A 26,429-nucleotide genomic window follows, 5' to 3' on the forward strand; every position below is an offset into this window, starting at 1 on the left:
GGCACAATTATTGAGCAGCACTACCAGCGCGTATTTTACGGCGATGCCCGTGCCGGCTGCGACGCGGGGGTATGCACCGGCTGGTCCATCCCCACGGCTTTGTCTCAAGCGATGCGACTTTGCCCGCATACACTGTGCGGATGACAGCAATGGATTTGGCAAGCGCGCACGGATTCGAACCCTTTGCACCCGGACAGACGCCGTCGGGCATCGTGGTTTTGCGCGCAAGTCGTTTGGAAGCCATGGTCCCCGGCCTGTTCGATCTGCTGCGCCAGCTGCCACCCGACGCTGTCTTGGCACCGCATACGGTGATTGCCGCCCACCCCGGCATGCGGCAGTGGCTGCTGGCAGCGCTGGCCCGCCATGCGGGCCCCACGGGGATTGTCGCCAACATAGACGTGCCCTTGGCCAGTACTTGGATCGAGGCGGAAGCCAAACGCTTGCTCGGTCGACAAGCCATTCAATTGCCGAAATACCAGCCAGACCATCTGCGCTGGCGCATCTTGGACGTGTTGGACGCGCCGGCGCGGGCGGGCCTGTCGGATGCGCGGCTGGCGCGTTACTTGGCGCCGGTGCCGGAAGACCGAGCGGGCGAACTCGCGGTGCGTCGCTTTCAACTGGCTGACCGGCTGGCACGCATTTTTTCGCAGTACATGGTCTATCGACCCGAATGGCTTGAAGCGTGGCAGCACGGCGATTTCCGCCATGCCACCCGCAAGTTGAAACACGCCGGCTGGCAAAACACAGAGCGCGAATTGCTGGCACCGCTATGGCAACACTTGCGTCGTGACGCCGGCGCCCATCGTGGCGAAATCATCACCGACCTCATCCACGCATTGGCCGAAGACGCGCATGCACCGACGCATCCCTTGCATGTGTTCGGTGTCAGCCATTTGCCGCCGAACGAGCTCGCTGCGTTGAAAGCGGCGGCGCTGCGTCGCGTTGTGGTGTTTCATGTGCCCGATCCATGTCGCGAGTATTGGGCCGGCTTGCGCAAGACCACGGTGCCGGCGCTGCATTTGGCACTCGCCGAAGCACAAGAAGAAACCCGAAACGCCGGACAGGATGATGTCTGGCATGAGGACATGCATCCCCTGCTGGCGCGCTGGGGTCGATTGGGTCGCGACTACCTGCTGCAATTGACCGAAAACACTGATCGGATATTGGTCGATGTGCGCCACAACTTGGACGACAAGGATGTAGTGCCGGAGAACCGATTGCATCGCGTCCAAGAAAGCATTCGCCAAGATCGCATTGCGTTGCTCGAAGGCGAGGATAATCGCACTGACGATGCCAGCTTGCGCATCCATGTTTGCCATACGCGGGTGCGCGAGTTGGAAGTGGTGCGCGATGCGATTTTGGATGCCATTGCGCGCCAACAAGAAAGCGGCCATCCACTGTTGCCATCCGACATCGCGGTGGTTGCGCCGAACATCGGTGCATACAGCGCATTGATTCCCGGCGTGTTCGGCGCGGAGGCCGATCGAACGGTTTGGCCCCCCTATGCCATCAGCGATGGCAGCACGCGCGGCGTACATCCGCTGTTTGCGGCATTTGCAGCTTGGCTTGCCATGCCCGGTTCACGCTTCACTGCCAATCAAATCATCAACCTGATCGCACAACCGGCGATCGCACGCGCCTATCGCTTGGGTGAAACGGAATCCGAAGCAGTGCGCAAATGGTTGGCGAGCGCGCGGGCTTCTTGGGGGATCGATGCGGCGCAACGGACGGAAACCGGCGCGCCCAAAAACCATGCGCAGAACTCCCTGTTTTGGGCCTTGGACCGCTTGATGGCAGGCTTCGTGTTTGGCAACACCGAGTCGACGGACACGCCAGTGCTGTACGCCCTGCCGGAAGAGGTGCTCGCACCGGCGGCGGACATTCATGGCCCTGAAGCGGAAGCTTTGGGCAGCCTGTATGCCTTGCTGAGTGATTTGCGCGCGTTCGACCAGCTGGCCGCCAACAGCTTCACCGGCCCGGTGTGGGCGCAGAAGTTCGACGCGATGTTGGCAAAGAGCTTCCGCATCGATGCGACCGACGCCGAAGAGAAAAAGGCCTTGAGCCAGCTGCGGGTGATGGTTCAAAACCTGGCCAATGAATCCCACGCCGCCGAGGCCACACCGCGCTTGCATTTCGACGTCGTGCGCGAAGTGCTGGAATCGGCATTGGACGCATCACCCGCCAAGGGCAGATTCCTGCGCGGCGGCATCACCTTCGCCGGCATGGTGCCGCAGCGCGCCGTGCCTTTCCGCTTCATCGCAGTGTTGGGTTTGAATGAAGGCGAATTTCCGCGCCGCGCGCGCGATGCCGGCTTGGATTTGATGTCGCAGGTGCATGCCTTGGGCGATCGTGATGTACGCAGCGATGATCGCTGGCTGTTCTTGGAAACGCTCATGTCGGCGCGCGAGCAATTGCATCTCAGTTACCTCGGGCGCAGTGCCAGCAAGGGCGAGCCTTTGAATCCTGCATCACCGCTGTCAGAACTGGATGACTTGTTGCTGCAAGCTTGGCAACCGGCGCCGGCGGCGACTGTGCGCGGAAACATCGATGCACCCTCCCCGCCCTGGCGTGTGTTGCACGCGCTGCAGCCTTTCGCGGCGCAGTATTTCACCGGCGAAGATCCACGTTGGTTTTCTTTCGATGATCGCTTTGCCGGCATTGCCGGCAGCCCGGATGCCGCGACATTGGCGCCGTGGGTGGATGTGCACAGCGCAAACGCACATATAGCCGGCGCTGCGGACGCGCTGACCTTGCAGCAAGTGCTGGCCTATTACAAAGACCCGGCAAAGTTTATTTTTCGCACACGACTGAACACTAAGCTTGAAGACGTTGCCGAGGAGAAGCTGCCGGAAGACGAGCCTTTGCGTACGCGTTTTGAAGCACTCGATAGTGTGGGTCGCCGCGTGTTTTTCTCGGATGTCATTCCTTCGCGCCAAGTGCCTGATGCCGCGCCGGTCTGGTTGGCGGCGCAGGGATTGCTGCCGATGGGCGATGCAGGGAGGCAAGCGTGGTCGAAGCTTCGCACCGCATTGAACGAAGCGTGGTTACAAGTGGCGCCGCTCCTCTCGGCAGGCATGAAGCCGCGTGTTGTCGCAGTGGACCTGACGCTGGATTCCGGAGTGTCTTTGCAGGGCTTGATTCGTCAGGCGTGGACCGACGACGCCGGCAACTGGCTGTTGCTGGATTACAAGGACGACAAAGGGGAGCGCCTGAAGAAGCCCAAGGACTTGGATTTCAAGGTCAAAGTGCCCTTGTTCGTGGAATGGGCGGCGTTGCGCCTCGCACTGCCGGATGATGCAAATCTTTGCTGCGTCCTGCCGCACGGCAAAGACAAAGCACCCACTTGGACGGAGCGATTGAATGCGTGGCAGTCGCAGTTTGCGCGCGCCGATGCGCAAATGCGCGAGCGCCTGAAATCCGATTTGCGTCAGCGCCTGTCCCAGCTCGTGCAGTGGGCCCAGTCGGCGGCCCAGACGCCGGTCGCTTATTTCCCGAAGGCGTCCAGCGTTGCGTTGGCGGATGGCGACGTGGCGGGCGTATGGTCGGGCGGCGAGTCAAGCAAGGGCGAATCGCAATATTCGACCTACGTGCGATTGTTGGGTCGCGGACAAAGCTTCAAGCGCGACTCGGCATCCCATGCCGAACTGCAAGCGCGCGCGATCGCATTGCAAACGCTGATCGACATCGAGGTGAACGCATGAGCGCGAACATCATCGAGTCGCCTGAGCATTGGCAAGCCCTGCCTTTGACAGGCGATGGCCGCAGCGTCATCGAGGCGAGCGCCGGCACCGGCAAGACGTACACCATCGGCATGCTGTATTTGCGCGCCATTTTGGAACAGCATAAATTGCCGCGCGAGCTGTTGGTAACCACCTTCACGCGCGCCGCCGCGGCGGAGATTTCCGCGCGCGTGCGTGCGGTGTTGGAGGCAGCGTTCGAGCATGCCTCGGGACGGCCGAGCACCCATGACGGCGTGCGCGAGTGGTTGAATTCGCGTTGGTCAAAGGACAAGGCAAGTTCCGCTGACGATGCTCAGCGACTGGCACTCGCCATTTCAGGATTCGATCAAGCGGCTATCGGTACGCTGCATGCCATTTGCCAACGCATTCTGGCCGATCATCCTTTTGCCGTGCGCGCGGGCTTCATCGCACCCAGCCTGATCGACAGCAAACAGTTGAATGGCGAAATCGCGCGCGACCTGTGGCGACGCATGGTGTCGCCCGACGATGACACCGGGTTGCGGCAGGCTTATGTAGATTCCCGTTTGGAACTGGGTCTGGATGCGTTTATCAAGGCTTTCCAGCGCACTTTCAGTGACGGCTGGACCTTGGACGTGCTGGACGCAGAGACACAGGCCGCGTTGGATGCAGGGATGCCGGATGCCGGTCTGACACCTTCCGAAATTGAAGCATTCCTGTCGATTGCCCATTTAACAGATCGGCGCAAGGCAACGACTGCCATCCATGCCTTCTTGTCACACCTTGACGAATGTGAGGGTGATTTGCGCCGGATGACCTGGTCCGAAGCCTTTGCGCCAGTGCTTCATGAGCCTTGGCAGTTCAACAAAGCCCGCACAGCCACGGATGCCGAAGTCGATGCATTCAAAGCGTTCATCGTTCCACGCTTGCTGTGGCTTCGCGCCACGGAACGCGCGAACGTTCTGACTTTTTGGCAAGGGGTTTTCGAGTCCGCCCAAATGCTTCGCGAAAGCCGCATGGCGGCTTCGCACACACTGACGTTTGATGCCGTACTCACGCGCGTGCGTGATGCATTGCGCGCGGAGGCCGAGGCCGGAACCGAGGCCCGCCCGCTTGCGGATGCGCTTCATGCGGCCTGGCCGATGGCCATGGTGGATGAATTTCAAGACACCAACGACATCCAGTTCGAGATCTTGGATCGGATCTACGCTCGACCCGATGGCACGCCGCGTGGCCGCCTGGTCATGATCGGCGACCCCAAACAGTCGATTTATCGCTTCCGCGGTGCCGATGTGAATGTGTTCGTTCGCGCAACGCAAGTCGCCGCCGCGGACAAATTGATCTTGGGCAAGAACTTCCGCTCAAGTGCGCCCTACGTCGAGGCGGTCAATTATTTCTACACCCGTACAAAACCCGATCTGGGCGGCGAGGGTCAAGAGATCCACTACCACACCGTGGAAGCGAGTGATCGTTGCGAGGATCGTCCCTTGACCGTCGGCGGGCAAGCCGCAGTGCCGCTGACGCTGTGGGTGGAAGGCTCGCAGGAAGATAGCGACGACGGCAAAACGAAGACCGCCCGGGATCGGCCTGATCCACTTTCAACTTGCGCCCATCAGATCGCGGCGTTGCTGTCAGATCCGAGCGCCAAGATCGGAGATCAACGATTGCTCCCGGGCAATATCGCGGTGCTGGTCAATGCCAACAGCGATGTGTATGAGATGGTCAACGCCTTGCGAGCGCGCGGTGTGCCTGCCGTCTCAAAAAGTACGCGCAGCGTCTTTGGTGGCGAAACCGCTTATGAGCTGCAGGTGTTGTTGCATGCCGTTTTACATGCGGGCGATCCCTCCGTCCGTCGCGCAGCCGCGGCGACCAGCCTCTGGGGCGCGTCATACGACACGGTGTTGGCGTGGTCGGAGAACGAAGGCCTTGACCGCGACATGGCCGATACCTTGAATGCCTGGCACGCCGCATGGCTGCAGAACGGTCCGCTGCACTTGGTGGCGCAGGTGATCGCGCACACGGCGCCGATGCAATTGACGGCGCAGTCCGGCGAACGCGTTCTGACTGATTTGCGACATTTGGGCGAGTTGATTCAAGGCAATACACAGGCCGGCGACAGCTTGGCCGCGCAATGGGCATGGTTGGCGCGACAAATCGAAGACAGCGACATCAAGGGCGATGAAAACAACGACGAGGCGAACACCTTGCGCATGGAATCGGATGAAGCGCGCGTGCAGGTCATGACTCTGCATGCCAGCAAGGGGCTGGAATTTCCCCTCGTATTTTTGCCGACCGCCCACAAGGGACCGGCCCCGGAACAGACACCCTACATTTACACCGATGCCGAGGGCGTCCGTCGTCTGACGCCGTTCGACGATGCAAAATCACTGCGTGACGAAGCGCGCGATCAAGAGCGTCGCCGCTTGCTGTACGTCGCGTTGACGCGCGCCATCCATGCTTGCCATGTGTATGGTGTCCATAGCACGAAGAACGCTTCTTCTCCTATTGCTGAAATTCTGCAGGACTTCAAAGACGTGCTGTCGTCTGATGCCGCAAGCGCTGCGGGCGTCATGCTGATGCCGCATTGGCCGGACAGCTCGGAACCGGTGCGCTATCGCGGCACGGCAGACGACACCCGGGCGCGACGTGCGCGCGTCTTACCACCGAAGCCCGCACGCGCGCTGCCGGAACATCACAGCTTCACGACCTTGACGCGCACGAGCAAGCAGGTGCACGCACACCTATCGGCGCCGGCCGATGATGAGCAGGATGCCGCGGATGCTTTGGCGGGCATGGCTGCCGGCAATAACGACATCGCGACGTTGGAAGGCGTGAAGGGGGCCGAGATAGGCAACGCGTTGCATGCTGTGATGGAGCACCGTGATTTTGCGCTGCCCTTGGCTTCGCAGCTTGCACTGATCACGCAGCAACTCGATGCGTTTGGCATTCCGCGCGGCACAGACAAATCGGCTCTGCCCGTGGCGGTGGCAGCCATGTTGGATCGCGCCTTGTCGGCACCGTTGCAATTGGCGAGCGACGGGGACTTTTCTCTTTCCAGATTGGCGCCGCAAGACACACGCGCTGAGCTCGAATTTCATTTCGAGATTTCGGATTTCAATTTGGGGCAATTACGCAAGGTCTTGGCCGATCATGGGCTGGGGATGATCCTGCCGGAGCGCAGCTTCGAGGTGCACGGCTTGTTGAATGGCAAGATCGATCTTGTGTTCGATGCCGGTGGTTGTTTTCATGTGCTCGACTACAAGAGCAATAGCGCCGGGTCATCCGATGCAGACTACAGCGGCGATGCCTTGGTCGCCTACATGGACAAAAGTTACTACCGGTTCCAGGCTCTGATTTATGTGGTGGCCTTGGATCGCTACCTTTCGACGCGGCTCGACACCTATCAACGCTCCGCGCATTTGGGCGAGGCGGTCTATCTTTTCCTTCGTGCGGCGCGACCGGGAAGCACAGCAGGTGTGTGGTCTTATCGCTTCGAAGACGAGGTGATCGAAGCGGTGCAACAGGTATTGACGGGTCGACACGCATGATCAACATGCCGCAGCCGCCGAAGGATTTGCTTGAACGCGCCATCGCCGACTGGACGCGTCGCCAAGGCGGCAGTGAGTTGTTGGCGCAATGGGCGGCCAAGGCCGCAGCGGCCGATCTTGCTGGCAATTCTGCCGTCGCCATGTCTGCGGAAGAACGCGCCCAAATTGCCGGTGAGCCGCTGATGCAATGTGCGGACGCACCGTTTGTTGTCGAGCTTGACCATTTCTATCTGCGCCGCAATCGGACGCACGAGCAGGGCGTTGCGCTCGCCATTCAGTCGCGCTTGCTGGACGCGAAGACGAATACGCCTTTGGAGCCTGCCGTCTTGGATCGTTTGTTCGCGCCGCGTCCAGATGGCGCCGACCTGCCACAACGTCAAGCTGTGGCAGCGGTAGCGGGTCAAAACTTGTTTGTTTTGACTGGTGGCCCCGGCACCGGCAAAACCACCACCGTGCTGCGCATGTTGGTGCGTTTGGATGAGGCATTTCGACAAGCGCACGAACGCGCGCCGCGGATCGCCTGCTGCGCACCCACCGGCAAAGCCGCGCAACGCCTGTCGCAGGCCTTGCGTGCGGGTGCGGATGAACTCTTAATGCGCGCCGCGGATGCGGGTTTGCGTAGTGCGACCGACAACATCCTGCGGCACGAACCGACCACCGTGCATCGATATGTGGGCGAGTTGTCCCGTGATGTGCGCATTCGTGCCGACATCGTGGTGTTGGACGAAGCCTCGATGTTGGATTTGGCGATGATGCATCGCTTATTGATGTCGCTCGATGCCGACACCCAATTGGTGTTGGTCGGCGATCCCAACCAATTGACTTCGGTCGAAACCGGTTCCGTATTTTCGGATTTGGTGCGTTTCATGCGCGCATCCAACTCACCTGCGTTGGTCGAACTGACCCATAGCTTTCGCGCGATTCCGCAATTGCAGGCACTCAACGACGCGGCCGGCGCAGGCGATGGCGGCGCGTTCGAGTACGCCCTGCAGTCGTCAGAAGGTCATTCCCAGCGGATCGATCTCGCCGATCCGGGTGCATTCAAGGCGGCGCTGTCTGCGTGGGCGGAAGACATCGGCGAGGCTCTGTCAGCGGCTGACGCATTTTCGCCGCTGCCGGCGGACACGGATGCGGAGCGAGCCGCCATCCTCAATGCGCACCGCAGCGTCGCCGAGCGCCAACTGCTTTGTGCCGTCCACCAAGGTGCTTTCGGCACGCGCGAATGCAACGCCGTTATTGAAACCGCCATACGCAAGTTGGCGCACGTGGAGGCGGAATCGGTGTGGTATCCGGGACGCGCCGTGTTGATTTCGCAAAACGATTACGCATTGGGCTTGTTCAATGGTGATGTCGGTCTGTGCTTGGACAACGCCGCGGGTGAGCGCAAGGTCTGGTTTTTGCGCGCCGGCGCCGATGGCGTCGTTGCGCCGATGGGTTTGTCGACACAAACCCTGCCGGCACATGTGTGCGCCTTTGCCATGAGTATTCACAAGAGCCAAGGCTCGGAGTACCCGGAGGTCGCCGTGCTGCTGCCGGCGGATTCACAAACCGAGCTCTTGACCCGTGAATTGCTGTACACGGCAGTCTCGCGCGCGAAACGTCGGCTGCAGCTGTGGACCAGCGACGTGGCGTTGAACACCGCACTGCAAACACACGTGGCCCGTGTGGGTGCTTTGCAGCGCCGTCTCAGCTCCTGAGACGGACAACCGCCACCCTCCATCGACATTGGAGGCGACATGGCCCGCTTGGCAAAACTGACAATCGAACACAGCAACGACGTCCCGTCAGTGCCCGCGGATAACCCCGCCTTGCTGCCGCGACTGACCCGAAAATATCGCGATCGCATCACCGGCGCCTTCGTCGTGCCGGCACGTGAAGGGCAATACGCTGATTTTCCCGACGCCTTGCCCGAGGCGTTGGTTCGCGCGCTGCAGGCTCGCGGACGCACACGTCTGTATTCGCACCAACGTGCCGCATGGGATGCCGTCGCGCGCGGCGAGGATGTGGTGATCGTCACGCCGACTGCGTCGGGCAAAACCTTGTGTTACACGCTGCCCGTGGTCACCGCGGCGATCAAAGATCACAGCAAAGCGTTGTACCTGTTCCCGACCAAGGCCTTGGCGCAGGATCAGGTCGCTGAGCTGATCGAACTCACGCGCGCCGGCGAACTCGGGATTCGCGCCGCCACATTCGATGGCGACACGCCGGGCGACCAACGGCAAGCCATCCGCTTGAACGGCGATATCGTGGTGTCGAATCCCGACATGCTGCACCAAGGCATCCTGCCGCACCACACCAAATGGGCGCAGTTCTTCGAGAACTTGAAGTTTGTGGTCATCGATGAAGTGCACACCTATCGCGGCGTGTTCGGTTCGCATTTGGCCAATGTCCTGCGTCGACTCGAACGTATCTGTGCGTTCTACGGTGCGAAGCCACAATTCATTTTATGTTCGGCGACGATCGGCAATCCGCAGGCCCATGCCGAAGCCTTGCTCGGTCGTCCGGTCACAGCCATCACCGAGTCGGGCGCACCTAGCGGCGAGAAACATGTCTTGCTGTGGAATCCGCCGGTGGTGAATCCTGATTTGGGCCTGCGTGCTTCGGCACGCTCGCAGTCGAACCGGATTTCCCGCCTCGCCATCAAATCGGGATTGAAGACTTTGGTGTTTGCGCAGTCGCGCACCATGGTGGAAGTGCTGACGAAATACTTGAAGGATGTGTTCGATCACGATCCGCGCAAACCGGCGCGCATTCGTGCCTATCGCGGTGGTTATTTGCCTACCGAGCGCCGTGACGCCGAACGTGCCATGCGCGAAGGCCGGGTCGACGGCATCGTCGCCACGTCCGCGTTGGAATTGGGCGTGGATATCGGCGCCCTCGACGTGGTGGTGTTGAATGGTTATCCGGGCAGCATCAGTGGCACCTGGCAGCGCATCGGGCGTGCCGGGCGGCGTCAGCAAACCAGTCTCGGTATCTTGGTGGCGAGCTCAGATCCGCTCGACCAATACGTGGTGCGCCATCCGGAGTTTTTTTCCGAGGCGCCGCCGGAGCATGCGCGCATCGCGCCGAATCAACCGGTGATCTTGCTCGACCACATCCGATGCGCGGCCTTCGAGCTGCCTTTTTTGACCGGCGACCTTTTCGGCCCGGTGGTGCCCGATGTGTATCTCGAAGTTCTGGCCGAAGACGGCGTCGTGCACCAAGAGGGCATGCGTTGGGAATGGATTGCCGACAGCTATCCGGCCAATGCGGTGAGTTTGCGCTCGGTGGCTGATGGCAATTTCGTGGTCGTGGATCGCACCGATGGCCGCCAGACGATCATTGCCGAGGTTGATTTCAGCAGTGCGGCGTTGATGCTGTATGAAGGCGCGATCCACATGGTGCAATCGGTTCCCTACCAAGTCGAGAAGCTAGATTGGGAAGGACGCAAGGCTTACGTCACCCGCACCCATGTCGACTACTACACCGATGCAATCGACTACACGCGACTGAAAGTCTTGGAAAGCTTTGATCGTGAAGTGGCCGGTGTCGGCCAGGTCCATCACGGCGAAGTGCATGTGGTGCGCCGCGTATCGGGCTACAAGAAAATCCGTTACTACACACACGAAAATATCGGTTACGGACCGGTCAACTTACCTGATCAGGAAATGCATACCACCAGTTGCTGGTGGCAATTGCCTGAGCCGGTGTTGAATGCCTTGTTCGAATCGCGCAATGAGGCCTTGGAAGGTTTTCTGGGCGCGGCACATGCGCTGCACGTTGTCGCCAGAATTGCCGTGATGGCCGATGCGGCGGATCTGCAGAAATCCGTGGGCAGTGGCGATGGTGCATGGTCAGCAGTGCGCGATCGCAGTGGTCGCGGGCAATTACGCGCCACCGGTGGCGGCGGCTTGGAAGCGGAGAGCATCGCGCGATTCGAGCCGACGGTGTATCTGTATGACAACTACCCGGGCGGCGTCGGCCTGTCCGAACCCTTGTGGCAGCGTCAACGCGAATTGCTTGAGCGTGCGCAATCTTTGTTGCGCGCTTGCGAATGCCGGGCGGGATGCCCGGCCTGCGTGGGGCCGGTGCTCGAAGAAGATCTGCCAATGGCGCAATCACCCAAAGCCTTGGCACTCACCGTGCTCTCAGCCTTCTACGCGGTATGACCGTCTCGTTGGCGCGTTTACGTGCGCTGCGCCAGGAAAGCGGTACATCGCCGCGCGTGCCGGCGGTCGCGACGACGGATTCGCGCACGCAGATCGAGGCCTTGCGAAAGCTGATTCGTTTGAAAGAACGCGCCCAGCCCAAGCAAGCACCGGCACACAGCCGTGTGATCCCGGGCATCGAGATCGCCGAGGGCCTGTGGCTGGCGGAAAGCTTTCACGCTCTGGACGCCGCCTGGCCGGATCAACTTTGCTGCAAATTTGATCGCCGCGACGTGCCCGTTCACACCCGCGACCTGTTGTTCTTCGATACCGAAACCACCGGTTTGGCAGGCGGAACCGGCACGCGCGCCTTTATGATCGGTGTTGCCGACATTCAAGACGCGCATTTGCGAATCCGGCAATTGACGATCAGCACCATGCGCGCCGAAACCGCGATGCTCGAAACCTTTCAAAGCTGGCTCGCGCCCGGCACGGTACTCGCGAGCTACAACGGCAAGAGCTATGACGCGCCATTACTACGCACGCGCTTTCGGCTGATGAGTTTGGCCGATCCTATCAGCGCACTCGACCACATCGATTTGCTGTACCCGTCCCGTCGACATTGGAAAGGCCGTTATGAGAATTGTCGATTGGCCACCATCGAACATCGGGTATTGGGCGTGGTGCGTGAAGACGACCTGCCGGGCAGTGAGGCGCCTGCCGCATGGCTGCAATATTTGCGCGGTGGGAGCGCACACATGTTGAAGCGCGTCTTGGCCCACAACCATCAGGATGTGGTGAGTCTCGCGCGCTTGTTTGTGCGCCTTAGCCAAACCGGATCGCCAGTCGCTGAGGAATGAGTCAGGAACGTGATCGGTACGCGAATGCGTTCAAGCCATCGCGTGCGAACATCCGGACAATTGGCAAGAAAGGGCAACTCGCTTGGATCTGAAAAGTGGCTATCCGTTTTGGGCGGTCAAGAACGGGTTGATGCATGCGTTTCCGGCACTCGACAGCGATGTGCGCTGCGATGTGGTGGTGTTGGGTGCGGGCATCACCGGCGCGTTGATCGCACGCGAATTGGTTGCGAATGGACATTCGGTCTGCGTTCTGGACAAACGCGACGTGGCGTGGGGCAGTACTTCGGCCAGCACGGCCCTGCTGCAGTACGAAATCGATACGCCGATGACCGAGCTCGCGAAGCGTTTTGGTGAAGCCGACGCCTTGCTGGCCTATCGCGCATGTCTTCAGGCGATTCCGGTGTTGGCGGACATTGCCGCCGAAGCGCGCGACGCGGGATTCGCATTCACGCGCAGCCTCTACTATGCCAGCAAGAAGTCGCACCGAAAATCCATGCAGGCGGAATTCGCACTGCGCTTGAAACACGGATTTCCCGTGCATTGGCTGGAGGCAGGTGACGTCCGGGCGCAGTTTCTGATCGATGCACCGGCAGCGATCTTGAGCGACGTCGCGGCGCAGGTCGATCCGTATCGCCTTGCCTATCGCCTACTGATGCGTGCGGCGGCGCAAGGCGCGCGGGTGCACGACCGTTGCAGGCTGACCAAAATCTCCGCCCGCCCGCGTGGTGTCGAACTGACGACCGAGCGCGGCTTTCAGGTGCGCGCCAAGCACTTGATCGTCGCGGCGGGCTACGAATCACAGGGCTTCATCAAACAACGTGTGGCACGCAATCGCAGCAGTTACGCCTGGATTTCCGAACCGGTGGTAGGCGGCGTGCCTCATGCCCTCACACAGGCCATGGTCTGGGAAAGTGCACGCCCCTACCTCTATGCGCGCGCGACGTCCGACCATCGGGTGCTGATGGGCGGCGAAGATGATGCGGTCGATATCCCGGTCAAGCGCGACGTACGTTTGGCCAAGAAGGCAGACATCTTGCAGCGCAAAGCGGCGCGATTGTTCCCGGATGTCGCGCTTCGCCCCTCGTTCGCCTGGGCGGGCACATTTGCGGAAACCGAGGATGGCCTGCCCTTCTTCGGCCCGCACCCGGAGCATCCGCCCCACGTTCTGTTCGCCATGGCTTACGGGGGCAACGGCATTACCTATTCGGCGATTGGCGCGCGCTTGCTCAGGGCCACGATCGAGGGCCGCACGCACCCCCTGGCCAACCTGTTTTCATTCGCGCGATTGGGGCGCTGATGCCGTAGAACCCGGCTTTCGTCGCATCGGCGTTGACAATCGCGTCGATTCAACTGTACTGTCCGCGCTAGTACAGTAAGACTGAGAAGACACCATGGCGCGTACCACCCCGTTACTCATCCAAATCGCCACCGGCGATGTCCGTCCGATCGTCAAGCAAATCACCGACGCGGTGCGTATGAAGATCGCCACCGGGGAACTGACCCAAGGCGATCAATTGCCCAGTGTGCGCGGCTTGGCGCAGCAACTGTCGATCAACCCCAATACCGTGTCCAAGGCCTATGCCGAACTGACCACCGAAGGTTGGCTTGAGTCGCGCCAAGGCCTTGGTTTGTATGTCGCCAAGCCGCGGCAGCGGTTGTCGCAAAGCGAGCGCGCACGTCGGTTTGACGAATCCATGGATCGATTCATGCATGACGTGATCCCGCTCGACTATTCCCTCGAAGACATCCAGGACGGGATCGCCCGCGCCTTCGAATTCCACATGCCGAGGAAACGCGCATGACTCATGACCTCAACACCGATCTTGTGATCGAAACGCGCGACCTGAGCCGGCTTTACGGCCGCAAGCGCGCACTTGATCACTTGGACCTTGCCATTCCGCGCGGCAAGATCCATGCCATCGTCGGCGCCAACGGCGCGGGCAAATCCACACTGTTTCGCATTTTGCTTGGTTTCCAGACGCCGAGCAGCGGCAGCGCCTACATCTTGGGCAAAGACAGTCAAACGCTCACCTTCGCCGATCGGGGCCGCATTGGCTTCGTCAATGAAGAACACACCTTGCCGGCGTGGTTGCGCGTCGCGCAAATCGTCGCGCTCCAGCGCAGCCAATACGCCGGCTGGGATCAAGCGGTGTTCGACAAAGTGCTGGGGCATTACCACGTCTTGCCCGAACAAAAAGTCTCGCAACTTTCGCGGGGTGAACGTGCCGGTTTGAACTTGGCCTTGGCGTTGGCACAAGGGCCCGAATTGCTGGTGCTCGATGAGCCGACGCTCGGTCTCGACGTCGTTGCCAAGCGCGCATTTCTCGAAGCCTTGATGTACAGCAATGCCACCGAAGCCTGCACGATCATCTACTGCTCACACCAGATGGAAGAGATCGAACGGGTTGCCGACAACCTGATCATTCTCGAGAACGGGCGCCTCAAACATATGTCTGCGCCGGAGGATTTTGCCGCGCGTGTCAGCCATTGGATTGCTGACATTCCGTTCAAAGGCCCGGATCCGAACAGCATTGACGGCTTGCTTGAAATGCAGCGCATCGATGGCCTGCATCACTTTCTGATGTTCGACCGCGACGAAGACTTCGGCACCTGGTTGCGTTCGCAAGGCGCGCGCAGCGTCCAAACCATGCCGGTGAGCTTGGATCGGGCAGTTAACGCCTTTCTTGCTGCCGGACACAAAACACCTGAACGGAAATCATCGCCATGATCCAACTATTCAACAGCGAGCTGCTGCGTTTTCGTTGTTGGGCCGCCGCCTTGTTCGTGGTGCACGTCGCCGTGCTGGGGCTCGTCAGTCGTTTCGTTGATCTCGCGCAGCAACCGATCTTCGTCTATCAAGTCTTCGCGATGGTCTACCTCGTGGCCGGCGCGCTGCTCGGGCTGTATCAGATGGTGACGTATCGCCGCGCCAACCATTGGTTGAATCTGATGCATCGACCCGTACATCGTTTGGGGATTGCCGGTGCGTTGACCGGTGCCGGCGCCTTTTGGCTGATCGTTGCCACGATGCTGCCGATTTTCATCTTGGCGCTGTATCAGGAGTTGGCTACGCCGCGTGTGGTGGATGTCCGCCACTGGTTGCTAGGTGTGAGCGCGGGTTTGATCGCACTGATCGGTTATGCGGCAGGGTGCTTCGCCGCTATCGGCAACCGGCGTTATTCCTTTGCCATCTTCCTGTTGCCAACGCTGCTGATGTTTGCGCACGCCAACGGCCCCGGCATGCTGGCCGTGCAAGTCACGATTCTTGTGGTCATCGCGGTGCTGATTGCGATCGTGTTCAAGCCGGATCCGACGGCGATCCCGACGCAATCCGCGGCCGCCCTGGCGGTGGCACTGCCGGTGCAACTGGCCGCCTACTTTTTGATCTGGATCTTAGGCTACGGCTACGAGCTGGCCATGAATGTCGCGGGCACCCATCCGCTGACGACGGCACCCGCCGGCGGCGCCATCGAAGCGGATCGACTGCAAGGCAGCCCGACTGAAGGCGGACGCAAGTTGTTGTTGATGGGGCTTCGTGATGTCACATCAAACGATGCGCAGTTCTGGCGTGAGCAAATTGCGTTGTCCGATGTCTATCTCGGCGGTCCGATGCGGACGCAAACGTTTCGACATTCACTGACCAATCCGTCGCCGATGGAATTCGACGACGTCGAGCACGGCATCCGTTGGGTGTTCAGCCACGATCGCATGCGCTTCATCGGCTACGGCACCGGCGACCGTCGCGCACGTGGGGCGTTGGGTGTGGGCGACACACAGGCGGCCTTCCCCGCACCGACGCGCGAGGGCGGCTATGGCTTCTTGTTCAATAGCCGTGCCGCCTATCAATACGACGCGACGACACAACGGGTCTATGAACGTGTGCGTCTGCCCGAAGGCGAAGTCATGGCGCAGTCTCCGGAACCGTTGGGCGACAACTTCATGGTGTTGAGTCATCGCGCCATGTACATCTACGCCGGACGTGAGATGGCCAACACCTTGCAAGTGCTGAAACCGATCGCGCGCATTCCGTTGAGTTCTGAGGTCGGTCGCTTGAGCATGGTGGCGACCATGGAATTGTTGGATGGCTACCTCATCTCGACCACCTATACCTGGGGCGTGTGGTCATCCGAATTGCAGCATCCCTATCAACAAGTGCTGCAAGTGGATGCGCAAGGACGTTCGCATGAAGTTGCGCGGCGTGCGCTGAACCTAGATTTGCCGGCGCTCTATCCGAGCCGCATCACCTGGTTGTCGCCCGTATTGCGCGCCTTGTGTCTGCAAGCCCAAGATCTGTTTGCCCCGGAAGATGCACTGCGCGCGTCACCGGAAGCACTGCCCCGCTACATCCAAGGCCTGGCGTTGGTCTGTTGTTTGCTCGCCTTTGTGCTGACATGGGGGCTGACTCGCAACAAAGCTTTTTCCGCCCGTGAACGCTGGACCTGGATCGCCGTGTGTACCGTGATCGGCCTGCCCGCTGTGTTGGCTTTCTGGTGGATGTTTCGGGACCGCTTCGCAAAAGCGCTGGGGCAGCAATGACTACGCGCGTCGCCCTGTGCTTGACCTTGCTGTGTTTTGCGTTCCCTAGCCTCCAAGCGGCCACACCGTTAGCACGGGCAATGCCGACGAGCCGCTGGCTTGCGACGCAACGCGCACTGCCCGTGGCACCGCAGCTACCGCGCGAAGCGTTTTATGAATCACGTGCTTTGAGCTCGGTGCGGCTTTCACCGAATGGCCGACAGGTCGCTTACTTGCGGAAGCAAGGCGAGCAGCGCAGCGCCTGGGTGCAGACTCTGGATACAGGCACCAAGCGCAATGTGCTGGCACGCACCTCAGCCGACCAGATCCTTTGGTCGACCGACAGCGCGCGTGTGTTCTTGCGTGCCGCGAATGCCGTGGACAGCATCGGCATCAATGGCAAAGCCGGTGCGCATGTGCGATTGGGCGGCACGACACGGCGTCAATTCATGGCAGTCGATCGATCGCAGCCCGCAGCGATCCTGATCCGGGAGCGCGTGCTGAACGCGGGTCCGACAGCTTGGCGTGTGCTGCGCGTCACCGCGGATGGACGCGAGACGGTGGTTCTCAACGCGCCGTATTGGATTCAGCAAGTGGTCTTCGATACGCAAGGCCTGCTGACGGCGTTTACGTTTTTCGATAAGGGGCGCGACGGATTGATGCGTTTCGGCGCCGATCGCAAGCAGCGCGTGGTCATGCGCATGCAACCGCTGGAACGGGTCGGCATCTTGGGCGCAAGCGCAGACGGCAGTTTGTGGCTGGAAACCAATGTGAACGCGGATCTGCGCCGCGTTGAACGCATGGACGCACAAGACAAGCGCACGGTGTTGCATCAGGATCCATCCAACACAGCGGATCTCGACGAAACCGTGGTGAATCCGTTGACCGGTGAACCGGTGGCGGCCAGCTATCGCAGCGCGACGGCGGCGACTTACGGCATCGGCGCACAGCAATCCGTGGTGAGCGCAATTACAACGCACTTCAACGGCAACGATGTTGACCTGCAAACGGGGGGCGGTCGCTGGTTGGTGTCCGAACGTGGCGCGACTTTGCGTGATGCCCGTTGGTACGTCTACGATCAGCAAACCTTCAATCGCATCTTGGAACAAACGGAGGCATCCGACGTCGCGATTCCCGAGCGCGCGCTGGCCGCGAAAGTGCCGTGGACGTTTACCGCATCCGACGGTTTGCGTGTGCATGGCTTTTTGTTGGTGCCCCCGGGTGTCGATGTCGCGCGTGCACCCCTGGTCGTGCAAGTGCATGGCGGACCGATCAATCATTTCCGTCCGGGCTTCGACGGCGTGGCACAGTTTTTGGTCAACCGCGGCTATGTGGTTTACCAATCCAACTTTCGTGGCTCTACCGGATTCGGTCGCGACTACACCTTTGCCTCGAACGGCGATTACGGCAACGGCCGCGTGCAACAAGACATTGTTGAAGGGACCCGCGCATTGCTCGCCCAAGGCATCGGTGACGCGGCGCGTGTCGGCATCGTCGGACACAGCTTCGGCGGCTACTCGACCTTGGTCGGTCTCACCTTTCAGCCCGACTTGTTCAAAGTCGGTTTCGCCGGTGCGCCACCGGCCGATCTGGGCTGGACCATGCGTTGGGAATTGGGGCATGGCTACCAAGCCGACCTGCCTGATCGTTCACTGAAAGAGACGCTGCGCGCGCTGCGGTTGGATGGCGAAGCCCCTGCCGTCTTCGATCGTTTGCATGCGCAGTCGCCGCTCAACAACGCGCAGCGTCTGCGTCGGCCCTTGTTGATCTTTGCCGGCGGTGCCGATCCGACCGTGCCCTTGCGTTCGATCACCCACTACGTCGCCAGCTTGCGGATGAAAAATCGCCCGGTGACATTGGTGGTCGATCCGGACAGCCGTCACTCGCCGGAAGCCGGCTTGGCCATGGAAGGTTATCTCTGGACGATGGAGACGCAGTTGCATGCGGTCTTGGGCGGACGCGACATCGAACCCGCCGGCGCGCGGCTCAAGACTTGGTTGAAGACGCGCATACGCAATCCGGCCTTGAAGTTCGATCTTCGCTAATCTGTTGAAGGATAGATTCCTGCGGGACGTGACTTCAGATGGCAACATCCCATGCAAGTGAACTGACACAGGTTCACAATTTCATCGCCGGCGAATACGTCGCCAGCGAACGTCGCTTCAAGAAATATTCGCCGGTTACCGGCGAATGGATCGCCGACATCCATGAGGCCAGTCGGGAACAGGTGGATGCGGCGGTGCGTGCGGCACGTGATGCGCTGAACGGCCCATGGGGGCAAATGCCATTGCAGGCGCGTATCGCCATCTTGGAAAAGGTGGTGGACGGAATTACGCGCCGGTTCGATGCGTTTCTCGCCGCGGAGTGTGCGGACACCGGCAAGCCGACGGCCTTGGCACGCAGTCTGGATATCCCGCGCGGCGCCGCAAATTTCAAAGTGTTTGCCGACATGGTCAAAGACGTGCCTGGTGAATGCTTTGAAACCGCCACGCCCGATGGACGCGGCGCAATCAACTACAGCGTGCGGGCACCGGTCGGTGTGGTCGGGGTGATCTGCCCGTGGAACCTGCCGCTTTTGTTGCTGACGTGGAAGGTCGGCCCGGCATTGGCCTGTGGCAACACGGTGGTGGTGAAGCCTTCCGAGGTGACGCCGCAGACCGCAGCCATGCTGGGCGAAGTCATGAACGAAGCCGGTGTGCCGCCCGGCGTATTCAACGTCGTGCATGGCTTTGGTCCGGATTCGGCCGGCGAATTTCTCACCACGCATCCGTGGGTGGACGCCATCACCTTTACCGGAGAAACGCGTACCGGCGCCGCCATCATGCAGGCCGCTGCGATCGGCGCGCGCCCGGTCAGTTTGGAAATGGGCGGCAAGAATGCCGCATTGATTTTTGCCGACTGCGATTTTGATGCGGCGGTGGAAGGCACCCTGCGCAGTGCCTTCGCCAACAGCGGGCAAGTCTGCCTCGGTACCGAACGTGTCTATGTCGAGCGACCGATCTTCGAGCGATTTGTCGCGGCGATGAAAACGGCGACGGAAGCCATGAGGATCGGCGCCCCTGATGAGGCCTCGACGCAGATGGGGCCGCTGGTCAGCAAGGAACACCAAGCTAAAGTGCTGTCTTATTACCAGCTTGCACGCGAGGAAGGCGCCACCGTGGTGACCGGCGGCGGCATCCCCGACATGCCGGCGGCACTCAAAGACGGCAGTTGGGTCGAGCCGACAATTTGGACCGGATTGCCCGAAGATGCGCGCGTGATCAAAGAAGAGATCTTCGGCCCTTGTTGTCACATTGCACCGTTCGATCGCGAAGAAGACGCCATTGCCCTCGCCAACGCCACCGACTATGGATTGTCTGCCGCGATTTGGACGACCAATCTGGCGCGCGCACACCGCGTCGCGCGTCAGGTGAATGCCGGCATCGCGTGGGTGAACAGCTGGTATTTGCGCGATCTGCGAACACCCTTTGGCGGTGCCAAGCAATCGGGCATCGGTCGCGAAGGTGGCGTCCACTCGCTCGAGTTCTACACTGAGCTGAAGAACATTTGCATCAAGTTGTGAGATGCCCACGCATGGACCTTTTGAAATGACCGTCCTTTCCACCGAAAACTTGCAGCAAATGGGTGACGAGCTGTTCGATGCCTTGAAGACATGCCGCAGCATCGAACCGCTGATCGCGCGCTACCCCGACATGGACATTGATGCCGCCTATGCCGTGCAACAGCATTTGATGCAACGCCGTCTTGAATCAGGCGAGCGCGTGGTCGGCAAAAAAATCGGCGTCACCAGCCGCGCGGTGATGGATTTGCTCGGCGTGATGCAACCGGATTTCGGTTGGCTTACTGATCGCATGGTCTACAACGAAGGCGAATCGATTCGCGCGGACAACTTGATCCAACCCAAGGCCGAAGGCGAAATCGCCTTCTTGTTGAAGAAGACTTTGATGGGCCCCGGCATCACGCGCGAAGACGTGATCGACGCCACTGACGGCGTCATGGCCTGTTTTGAAATCGTCGACTCGCGGATTCGTGATTGGAAAATCAGCATTGTCGATACCGTCGCCGACAACGCCTCCTGCGGTGTCTTTGTGTTGGGCGAACGTTTGGTGGATCCGCGTGAGGTCGATCTGTTGACCTGCGGCATGGTGCTGGAAAAGAACGGTGAAATTGTCGCCACCGGGGCCGGTGCGGCCGCCATGGGTCATCCGGCAGAAGCGGTTGCCTGGCTGGCCAATACCTTGGGCGCGCGCGGCGTCGCCCTTGAAGCGGGGGAAGTGGTTCTGTCCGGTTCGCTGGGCACGATGGTGCCGGTGGCCGCCGGGGATGCGTTGCGCGTCACTATCGGCGGGATCGGCGGTTGCAGCGTGCGGTTCGCTTAAGGAAATCCGATGCGTGACAAAGTGAAATGCGCCGTGATCGGCCCCGGCAATATCGGCACCGATCTGCTGGCGAAACTTCAACGCAGCGATGTGTTGGCACCGGTGTGGATGGTTGGCGTCGATCCTGCATCCGAAGGACTCCGACGCGCCGAGGCGCTTGGTTTGAAAACCACCGATCAAGGCGTCGATGGCATGGTGCCGACATTGCGCGCCGACGGCGTGCAAATTGTCTTTGATGCCACCAGCGCGTCCGCACACGCAGACAACTCGCGCAAAGTGAATGCCGAGGGTGCGCTGATGATCGATCTGACGCCTGCGGCGATCGGCCCTTATTGCATTCCACCGGTGAATTTGCAGACGCATATCGGCAGCGGGGAGATGAACGTCAACATGGTGACCTGCGGCGGACAGGCTACCATTCCGATGGTCGCGGCCATCAGTCGTGTGCAAGCCGTGCGCTATGGCGAGATTGTCGCCACGGTGTCGAGCCGTTCGGTCGGTCCCGGCACACGCAAGAACATCGACGAATTCACCCGTACTACCGCAGGTGCCGTGGAGAAGATCGGTGGCGCGAAGCAAGGCAAAGCCATCATCGTCATCAATCCGGCCGAGCCGCCTTTGATCATGCGTGACACCGTGCATTGCCTGACCGAAGCGCTGCCGGATGAGGCGCGAATCAGGGAAAGCGTGCACGCCATGCTGGCAGAAGTGCAGCGGTATGTGCCGGGGTTCCGCTTGGTGAACGGACCGGTTTTCGACGGCCATCGCGTCTCGTTGTTTTTGGAAGTCGAAGGCCTCGGCGACTATCTTCCGAAATACGCAGGCAACTTGGACATCATGACGGCCGCTGCCGTCCGCACCGCCGAACGGTTTGCCGAAGAGATTCTGGCCGGCCGCTTCAACCCTGCTGCGGGAGTGGCCGCATGAGTAAGTCTTCCTTGGACGGTCGTCGCGTCACGCTGCATGACATGACCCTGCGTGATGGCATGCATCCGAAACGTCATCAAATGACGCTCGAACAAATGACCACCATTGCGCAAGGCTTAGATGCGGCCGGTATGCCCCTGATCGAAGTCACGCACGGCGATGGCTTGGGCGGCAGCTCGGTCAACTACGGTTTTCCCGCCCACAGTGACGAAGCGTATTTGTCGGCCGTCATTCCGTTGATGAAGCAGGCCAAGGTGTCGGCCTTGCTCTTGCCCGGCATCGGCACCGTGGACGATCTGCGCATGGCGCACGGATTGGGCGTGCACACCTTGCGAGTCGCCACCCACTGCACCGAAGCCGACGTCAGTGAACAACACATCGCGCTTTCGCGAAAGCTAGGTATGGACACCGTCGGCTTTCTGATGATGAGTCACATGAACAGCGCGGAGGGTTTGGTGACACAAGCGCGGCTGATGGAAAGTTATGGCGCGAATTGCATCTACATCACCGACTCAGCGGGCTATATGTTGCCCGAAGAAGTGAAAGCCAAAATGGGCGCGGTGCGCAAAGCGCTGAACCCCGAGACCGAGTTGGGCTTTCATGGACATCACAACCTGGCCATGGGTGTGGCGAACTCCATTGCGGCGATCGAGATCGGCGCGTCGCGAATCGACGCGGCCGCGGCCGGTTTGGGCGCAGGCGCCGGTAACACGCCGATGGAAGTGCTGGTGGCCGTCTGTGATCGCATGGGCATTCATACCGGTGTCGACGTGTTCGGCATTCAAGACGTCGCCGAAGATCTGGTCGTGCCGATCATGGATTTTCCCATCCGCATTGATCGTGACGCGCTGACCCTGGGCTATGCCGGCGTGTATGGCTCGTTCCTGTTGTTCGCCAAACGCGCGGGTGAAAAATACGGCATCTCCGCGCGCGAGATTCTCGTCGAGTTGGGTCGCCGCGGCTGCGTCGGCGGGCAAGAAGACATGATTGAAGACACTGCGTTGACGCTACTGAAGCAGCGTTCCGCTAAAGATTGAAGAGGTTTCAGAGATGGCGTTGAGCCAAGCACAGATCGAACAACTCGCCGCGCATTTGCACGCCTGCCAGATCGCGAATCGCGATACGCACAAGGTGACGGATGATCATCCCGAGATGTCTTGGGAGGACGCTTATGCGGTGCAGGAGCACATTCAAGCCATCCAGCTGGCCGGCGGCGCACGCGTGATCGGCTACAAAGCCGGCCTGACCTCGCACGCCAAAATGAAACAAATGGGCGTGACCGATCCCGTGTTCGGATTCTTGTCGGATGCTTACCGGGTGGACGATGCCGCAGCCATCCGGATCGCCGATCTCATCCATCCGAAGGTCGAACCGGAAATCGCTTTCGTCACTCGCGAAACGCTGTCAGGACCCGGTTGCCATATCGGCAGCGTGCTCGCCGCCAGTGACGTGGTCATGCCGGGGCTCGAGGTGATCGACAGTCGTTATCGGGATTTCAAATTTGATTTGAAGAGCGTGGTGGCCGACAACACCTCGGCCGCGCGATTCGTGCTCGGCAAGCAAGCGGTCGATGCGCGCAAGCTGGATCTGCGTACCGTCGGCGTGGTGTTTGAAAAGAATGACGCGCCCATCGCATTTGCAGCCGGCGCAGCGGTGTTGGGTCATCCCGCAGCCGCAGTGGCGCTGCTCGTCAACCATTTGGGTCGCCGGGGTCAAAGTCTGCCTGCGGGCAGCATCGTGTTGTCGGGGGGAATTACCGAGGCCGTCCCGGTGGCGGCCGGCGACACGATCCGATTGCGGGTGCAGGGCATGGGTGAGGTGTCGGCGCGGTTCGTCTGAGGCAGCGCGCCGCTTCAACTCAGTTTTCGCTCCAGCTACCGCTGCGTTTCATGACGCCCCATTGGTGTTGGCGACCACTCGCCCATTGCCACAAACCACGGCAACGCCAGAACAGGGTCAGCTGCCGGTAGCCGAAGTTTTCGACCACAGCCATGGCGAACAAGGCGAGCAAATCGCGATTACGCTGATACACCCGGAATGACAAAGTCTCGAGCAGCAAGGCGTTCACCGACAACAAGATTCCCAAACCGAGCGAGACCAGCAGGAACAGGACGAAGGCGAACGGATTGATCTCGCCAAGCAGGAAGCCAATCGCCATGCCGAGATAGCCGATCAGTTCAATCAAAGGCCCCAACCATTCAAACAAAGCCATGAAAGGCCAGGCTAGCCATGCCGCCGCACCGCCGCGCAAACCGAATCGCCACGGTGCGTGCATGGTCAGGCTTTCACTCAAACCGCGTTGCCATCGACTGCGTTGACGACCCAAAGTGCGTAGATCCTCCGGACATTCCGTCCAGCAAATCGGATCCGGCACGTAGGTGATGCGATACGGCAATCGCCGCCGTCGATGCCATTGATGCAAGCGCACCACCAGCTCCATGTCTTCGCCAACGGTATCGGTGCGATAGCCGCCGACGGCTTCGACTTTGCGCCGGTCGAAGACACCGAACGCACCCGAAATGATCAACACGCCGTTCAATGGCGACCAACCCAAACGCCCGAACAGAAAGGCGCGGAGATATTCGACGATCTGCAACCGCGCCAACAAACTTTTGGGCAATCCGGCGCGCATGAGAAAACCGCCGCGCACTTGCGATCCGTTGGCGATGCGCACAGTACCACCGGCGGCCACCGTTCGCGGATCATCCACGAAGGGTTGCACCACGCGCAGCAGACTGTCGCGCTGCAAGATGGAATCGGCATCCACCGCGCAGAACAATTCATGTCGCGCGAGATTGATCCCGACATTCAAGGCATCGGCTTTGCCGCCGTTTTCTTTGTCGACGACGCGCAAGTTGGCGTAGGTACGCGAGCGGTAAACGGCGCGAATCGGTTTGTGGTCCACCACCCTGCGCACGATCACGGCTTCGGGCTCCAGATCGAACTCGGCCATCAGTGCCGACAGGGTGCCGTCTTTTGAACCGTCGTTGATGACCAACACTTCGAACTCCGGATATTGCAGCTGCAACATCGAGCGCACCGATGCCCGGATCGTTGCTTCTTCGTTGTAGCCGGGCACCAGCAACGAAATCGCCGGCTCCACGTTCAAGTACGGGGTATCTTCCCCATAGTCAGCGCGCTTGCGCATGTGGTTGCGGATGGTTAGCAACGCAGACACATTGAGCAGCATGTAACCCAAATTCAGGGCCAGGAAGTACACCAGCACGAAGGTCTGGAATAGGTCGAACGCCGTGCTCATGCCGACACGCCTGCGTCGGGTAAGTGGCGCGCGGTCAGTGCGCGCATGAGTTGGTCACGCCCGTACGGATCTTCGATGCGGGCAAGCAGCGCGTCACCCGCGGCCGTCGTCATGCCGGGCAGCGCGGCAATGACATCGGCGGCGTCATGGCGGATGGCAAAGACGCGATCGAGCAATGCCACCAGAAAATGCGCCGTGTCTTCGCGTCGCACCTGACGACGCAGCCCGCGCAGCGCCGCCAAGCGCAAATTCTCATCGTCATGATGCAAATAGTTGACGAGGTTCGAATGGTCGCGCGGATCCGCCAGCTCCCCCAGCACCTGTAACGCACCGAGCTGGAGCGGACGCGGGCGGTCTTGCTGCAGTACACCGTGCGCCCAAGTCTGCAAGGCGCGTGGTTCGGCGAACGGCAGCAAGACGGCCAACGTGGACGCTTGTTGCGGCGTTGCCGACGCCAGCGTCGACAACAACACCGGCGTGCAGGCCTCGACACCGGCGGATTGACACAAGTCGGCCAGATGGCGCGGACTCCAGTCGTCGCGTGACAAACCGATCTCGAGTGCAAAGGCCAAACCGCGACGGGGCGCCATCGACATCAGCGCGTGTGCGGCCGCCAATCCGACGTAGCGGTTGCGATGCCGGCACAAAGGTGCCACGCGCGACCACGCCGCCGCGTCACCCAGATGGCGCAATGTCTCCAAAGCCACCAGCCGCTGGCGAACGCTGAGTCCGCGCAGCAATCGCATGGCGTGTTTGTCCATGCCGGTGCGTTGCAACAAAGCGTTCAAGTGCTCACGGCTCTGTCCGCGTAAGGGTCGTTGCATCCGGTTCCACAACATCAACCACCACAGGCGTTCCCGTGCACGCAGCGGTGCGCGGACATCCGGCACTTCGCCGCCGATGCTGGCCTGCGCCATCGGCGTCCGCCATGCAGTGTTGAACTTCAGCCGCCGGCGTCGCGTGCGACGGGCGCGTGCCGAGAACATCAACACGTACACCATGGTCAGCAATGTGAGCGTGGTGACGATCACAACCACCCAAGCGGTGGCGTTCAACAACGGGTGCTCCGGCCCCCAGCCGGCTCGCGCCATCCCGCGCAGGATCCAATCCACGAGG

Annotated in this window: 16 protein-coding genes and 1 pseudogene; 15 read left to right on the top strand and 2 right to left on the bottom strand. The window is 60.6% G+C overall.

Features of this window, described 5'->3' with window-relative positions:
* Positions 1-149 precede the first annotated feature (149 nt).
* From recC to dmpH, 15 genes and pseudogenes are all read left to right on the top strand, one after another.
* The gene (gene recC, locus H8L67_RS00415) at positions 150-3,701 is read left to right on the top strand and encodes an exodeoxyribonuclease V subunit gamma (protein ID WP_220379843.1); all 3,552 of its coding nucleotides are present in this window, start codon (positions 150-152) and stop codon (positions 3,699-3,701) included.
* A complete protein-coding gene (locus tag H8L67_RS00420) occupies positions 3,698-7,246 on the top strand; it encodes a UvrD-helicase domain-containing protein (protein ID WP_220379844.1) in 3,549 nt (1,182 codons plus the stop codon). Before recC ends, H8L67_RS00420 begins: the two co-directional genes overlap by 4 nt.
* On the top strand, positions 7,243-8,943 hold the full coding sequence (gene recD, locus H8L67_RS00425) for an exodeoxyribonuclease V subunit alpha (RefSeq protein WP_220379845.1): 1,701 nt from the start codon (positions 7,243-7,245) through the stop codon (positions 8,941-8,943). Before H8L67_RS00420 ends, recD begins: the two co-directional genes overlap by 4 nt.
* A gap of 111 nt (positions 8,944-9,054) precedes the next feature.
* Positions 9,055-11,394: pseudogene (locus tag H8L67_RS00430) on the top strand (DEAD/DEAH box helicase); the annotation flags it as partial.
* Positions 11,391-12,233 carry a ribonuclease H-like domain-containing protein gene (locus H8L67_RS00435; RefSeq protein ID WP_434063407.1) on the top strand — a complete coding sequence of 281 codons (843 nt, stop codon included), beginning with the start codon at positions 11,391-11,393 and terminating at the stop codon, positions 12,231-12,233. The pseudogene H8L67_RS00430 and the gene H8L67_RS00435, both read left to right, overlap by 4 nt.
* Positions 12,234-12,315: 82 nt before the next feature.
* Entirely contained in the window at positions 12,316-13,530 is a 1,215-nt protein-coding gene (locus H8L67_RS00440) for an NAD(P)/FAD-dependent oxidoreductase (protein ID WP_220379847.1), read from the top strand.
* A 94-nt stretch (positions 13,531-13,624) separates the two neighbouring features.
* Positions 13,625-14,035, top strand: coding sequence for a GntR family transcriptional regulator (locus H8L67_RS00445; RefSeq protein WP_220379848.1), 411 nt, complete (start codon positions 13,625-13,627; stop codon positions 14,033-14,035).
* On the top strand, positions 14,032-14,961 hold the full coding sequence (locus tag H8L67_RS00450; RefSeq protein ID WP_220379849.1) for an ABC transporter ATP-binding protein: 930 nt from the start codon (positions 14,032-14,034) through the stop codon (positions 14,959-14,961). Before H8L67_RS00445 ends, H8L67_RS00450 begins: the two co-directional genes overlap by 4 nt.
* On the top strand, positions 14,958-16,769 hold the full coding sequence (locus H8L67_RS00455) for a hypothetical protein (RefSeq protein ID WP_220379850.1): 1,812 nt from the start codon (positions 14,958-14,960) through the stop codon (positions 16,767-16,769). Before H8L67_RS00450 ends, H8L67_RS00455 begins: the two co-directional genes overlap by 4 nt.
* An 80-nt stretch (positions 16,770-16,849) precedes the next feature.
* Positions 16,850-18,793: an alpha/beta hydrolase family protein gene (locus H8L67_RS00460; protein WP_220379851.1), complete on the top strand. Its 1,944-nt coding sequence runs from the start codon at positions 16,850-16,852 to the stop codon at positions 18,791-18,793.
* A 38-nt stretch (positions 18,794-18,831) separates the two neighbouring features.
* The gene (locus H8L67_RS00465; RefSeq protein ID WP_255555977.1) at positions 18,832-20,310 is read left to right on the top strand and encodes a 2-hydroxymuconic semialdehyde dehydrogenase; all 1,479 of its coding nucleotides are present in this window, start codon (positions 18,832-18,834) and stop codon (positions 20,308-20,310) included.
* Positions 20,311-20,335: 25 nt separating this feature from the next.
* Positions 20,336-21,127, top strand: a complete 792-nt coding sequence (dmpE, locus tag H8L67_RS00470; RefSeq protein WP_220379852.1) for a 2-oxopent-4-enoate hydratase — start codon at positions 20,336-20,338, stop codon at positions 21,125-21,127.
* 9 nt (positions 21,128-21,136) lie between these two features.
* Positions 21,137-22,054, top strand: a complete 918-nt coding sequence (locus tag H8L67_RS00475) for an acetaldehyde dehydrogenase (acetylating) (RefSeq protein WP_220379853.1) — start codon at positions 21,137-21,139, stop codon at positions 22,052-22,054.
* On the top strand, positions 22,051-23,091 hold the full coding sequence (gene dmpG, locus H8L67_RS00480) for a 4-hydroxy-2-oxovalerate aldolase (RefSeq protein ID WP_220379854.1): 1,041 nt from the start codon (positions 22,051-22,053) through the stop codon (positions 23,089-23,091). Before H8L67_RS00475 ends, dmpG begins: the two co-directional genes overlap by 4 nt.
* Positions 23,092-23,104: 13 nt before the next feature.
* Entirely contained in the window at positions 23,105-23,893 is a 789-nt protein-coding gene (gene dmpH, locus H8L67_RS00485; RefSeq protein WP_220379855.1) for a 2-oxo-3-hexenedioate decarboxylase, read from the top strand.
* A 19-nt stretch (positions 23,894-23,912) separates the two neighbouring features.
* Here dmpH and H8L67_RS00490 read toward each other — a convergent pair whose 3' ends face one another.
* The gene (locus H8L67_RS00490; RefSeq protein WP_220379856.1) at positions 23,913-25,313 is read right to left on the bottom strand and encodes a glycosyltransferase family 2 protein; all 1,401 of its coding nucleotides are present in this window, start codon (positions 25,311-25,313) and stop codon (positions 23,913-23,915) included.
* Complete coding sequence (locus H8L67_RS00495; RefSeq protein ID WP_220379857.1) at positions 25,310-26,425, bottom strand: HEAT repeat domain-containing protein; 1,116 nt, start codon at positions 26,423-26,425, stop codon at positions 25,310-25,312. The genes H8L67_RS00490 and H8L67_RS00495 overlap by 4 nt, the downstream gene beginning before the upstream one ends.
* Positions 26,426-26,429: the final 4 nt, after the last annotated feature.

It is taken from the genome of Lysobacter soyae (genome assembly GCF_019551435.1).
Lineage (GTDB): Bacteria > Pseudomonadota > Gammaproteobacteria > Xanthomonadales > Xanthomonadaceae > Solilutibacter > Solilutibacter soyae.

What these genes read in the sequence shown, in the direction of transcription:
- H8L67_RS00420 (WP_220379844.1), top strand. Translation starts at nt 3,698, where the DNA reads ATGAGCGCGAACATCATCGAGTCGCCTGAGCATTGGCAAGCCCTGCCT.
- dmpH (WP_220379855.1), top strand. Translation starts at nt 23,105, where the DNA reads ATGGCGTTGAGCCAAGCACAGATCGAACAACTCGCCGCGCATTTGCAC.
- recD (WP_220379845.1), top strand. Translation starts at nt 7,243, where the DNA reads ATGATCAACATGCCGCAGCCGCCGAAGGATTTGCTTGAACGCGCCATC.
- H8L67_RS00450 (WP_220379849.1), top strand. Translation starts at nt 14,032, where the DNA reads ATGACTCATGACCTCAACACCGATCTTGTGATCGAAACGCGCGACCTG.
- H8L67_RS00455 (WP_220379850.1), top strand. Translation starts at nt 14,958, where the DNA reads ATGATCCAACTATTCAACAGCGAGCTGCTGCGTTTTCGTTGTTGGGCC.
- H8L67_RS00435 (WP_434063407.1), top strand. Translation starts at nt 11,391, where the DNA reads ATGACCGTCTCGTTGGCGCGTTTACGTGCGCTGCGCCAGGAAAGCGGT.
- H8L67_RS00460 (WP_220379851.1), top strand. Translation starts at nt 16,850, where the DNA reads ATGCCGACGAGCCGCTGGCTTGCGACGCAACGCGCACTGCCCGTGGCA.
- H8L67_RS00465 (WP_255555977.1), top strand. Translation starts at nt 18,832, where the DNA reads ATGGCAACATCCCATGCAAGTGAACTGACACAGGTTCACAATTTCATC.
- recC (WP_220379843.1), top strand. Translation starts at nt 150, where the DNA reads ATGGATTTGGCAAGCGCGCACGGATTCGAACCCTTTGCACCCGGACAG.
- H8L67_RS00445 (WP_220379848.1), top strand. Translation starts at nt 13,625, where the DNA reads ATGGCGCGTACCACCCCGTTACTCATCCAAATCGCCACCGGCGATGTC.
- dmpE (WP_220379852.1), top strand. Translation starts at nt 20,336, where the DNA reads ATGACCGTCCTTTCCACCGAAAACTTGCAGCAAATGGGTGACGAGCTG.
- H8L67_RS00475 (WP_220379853.1), top strand. Translation starts at nt 21,137, where the DNA reads ATGCGTGACAAAGTGAAATGCGCCGTGATCGGCCCCGGCAATATCGGC.
- H8L67_RS00490 (WP_220379856.1), bottom strand. Translation starts at nt 25,313, where the DNA reads ATGAGCACGGCGTTCGACCTATTCCAGACCTTCGTGCTGGTGTACTTC.
- dmpG (WP_220379854.1), top strand. Translation starts at nt 22,051, where the DNA reads ATGAGTAAGTCTTCCTTGGACGGTCGTCGCGTCACGCTGCATGACATG.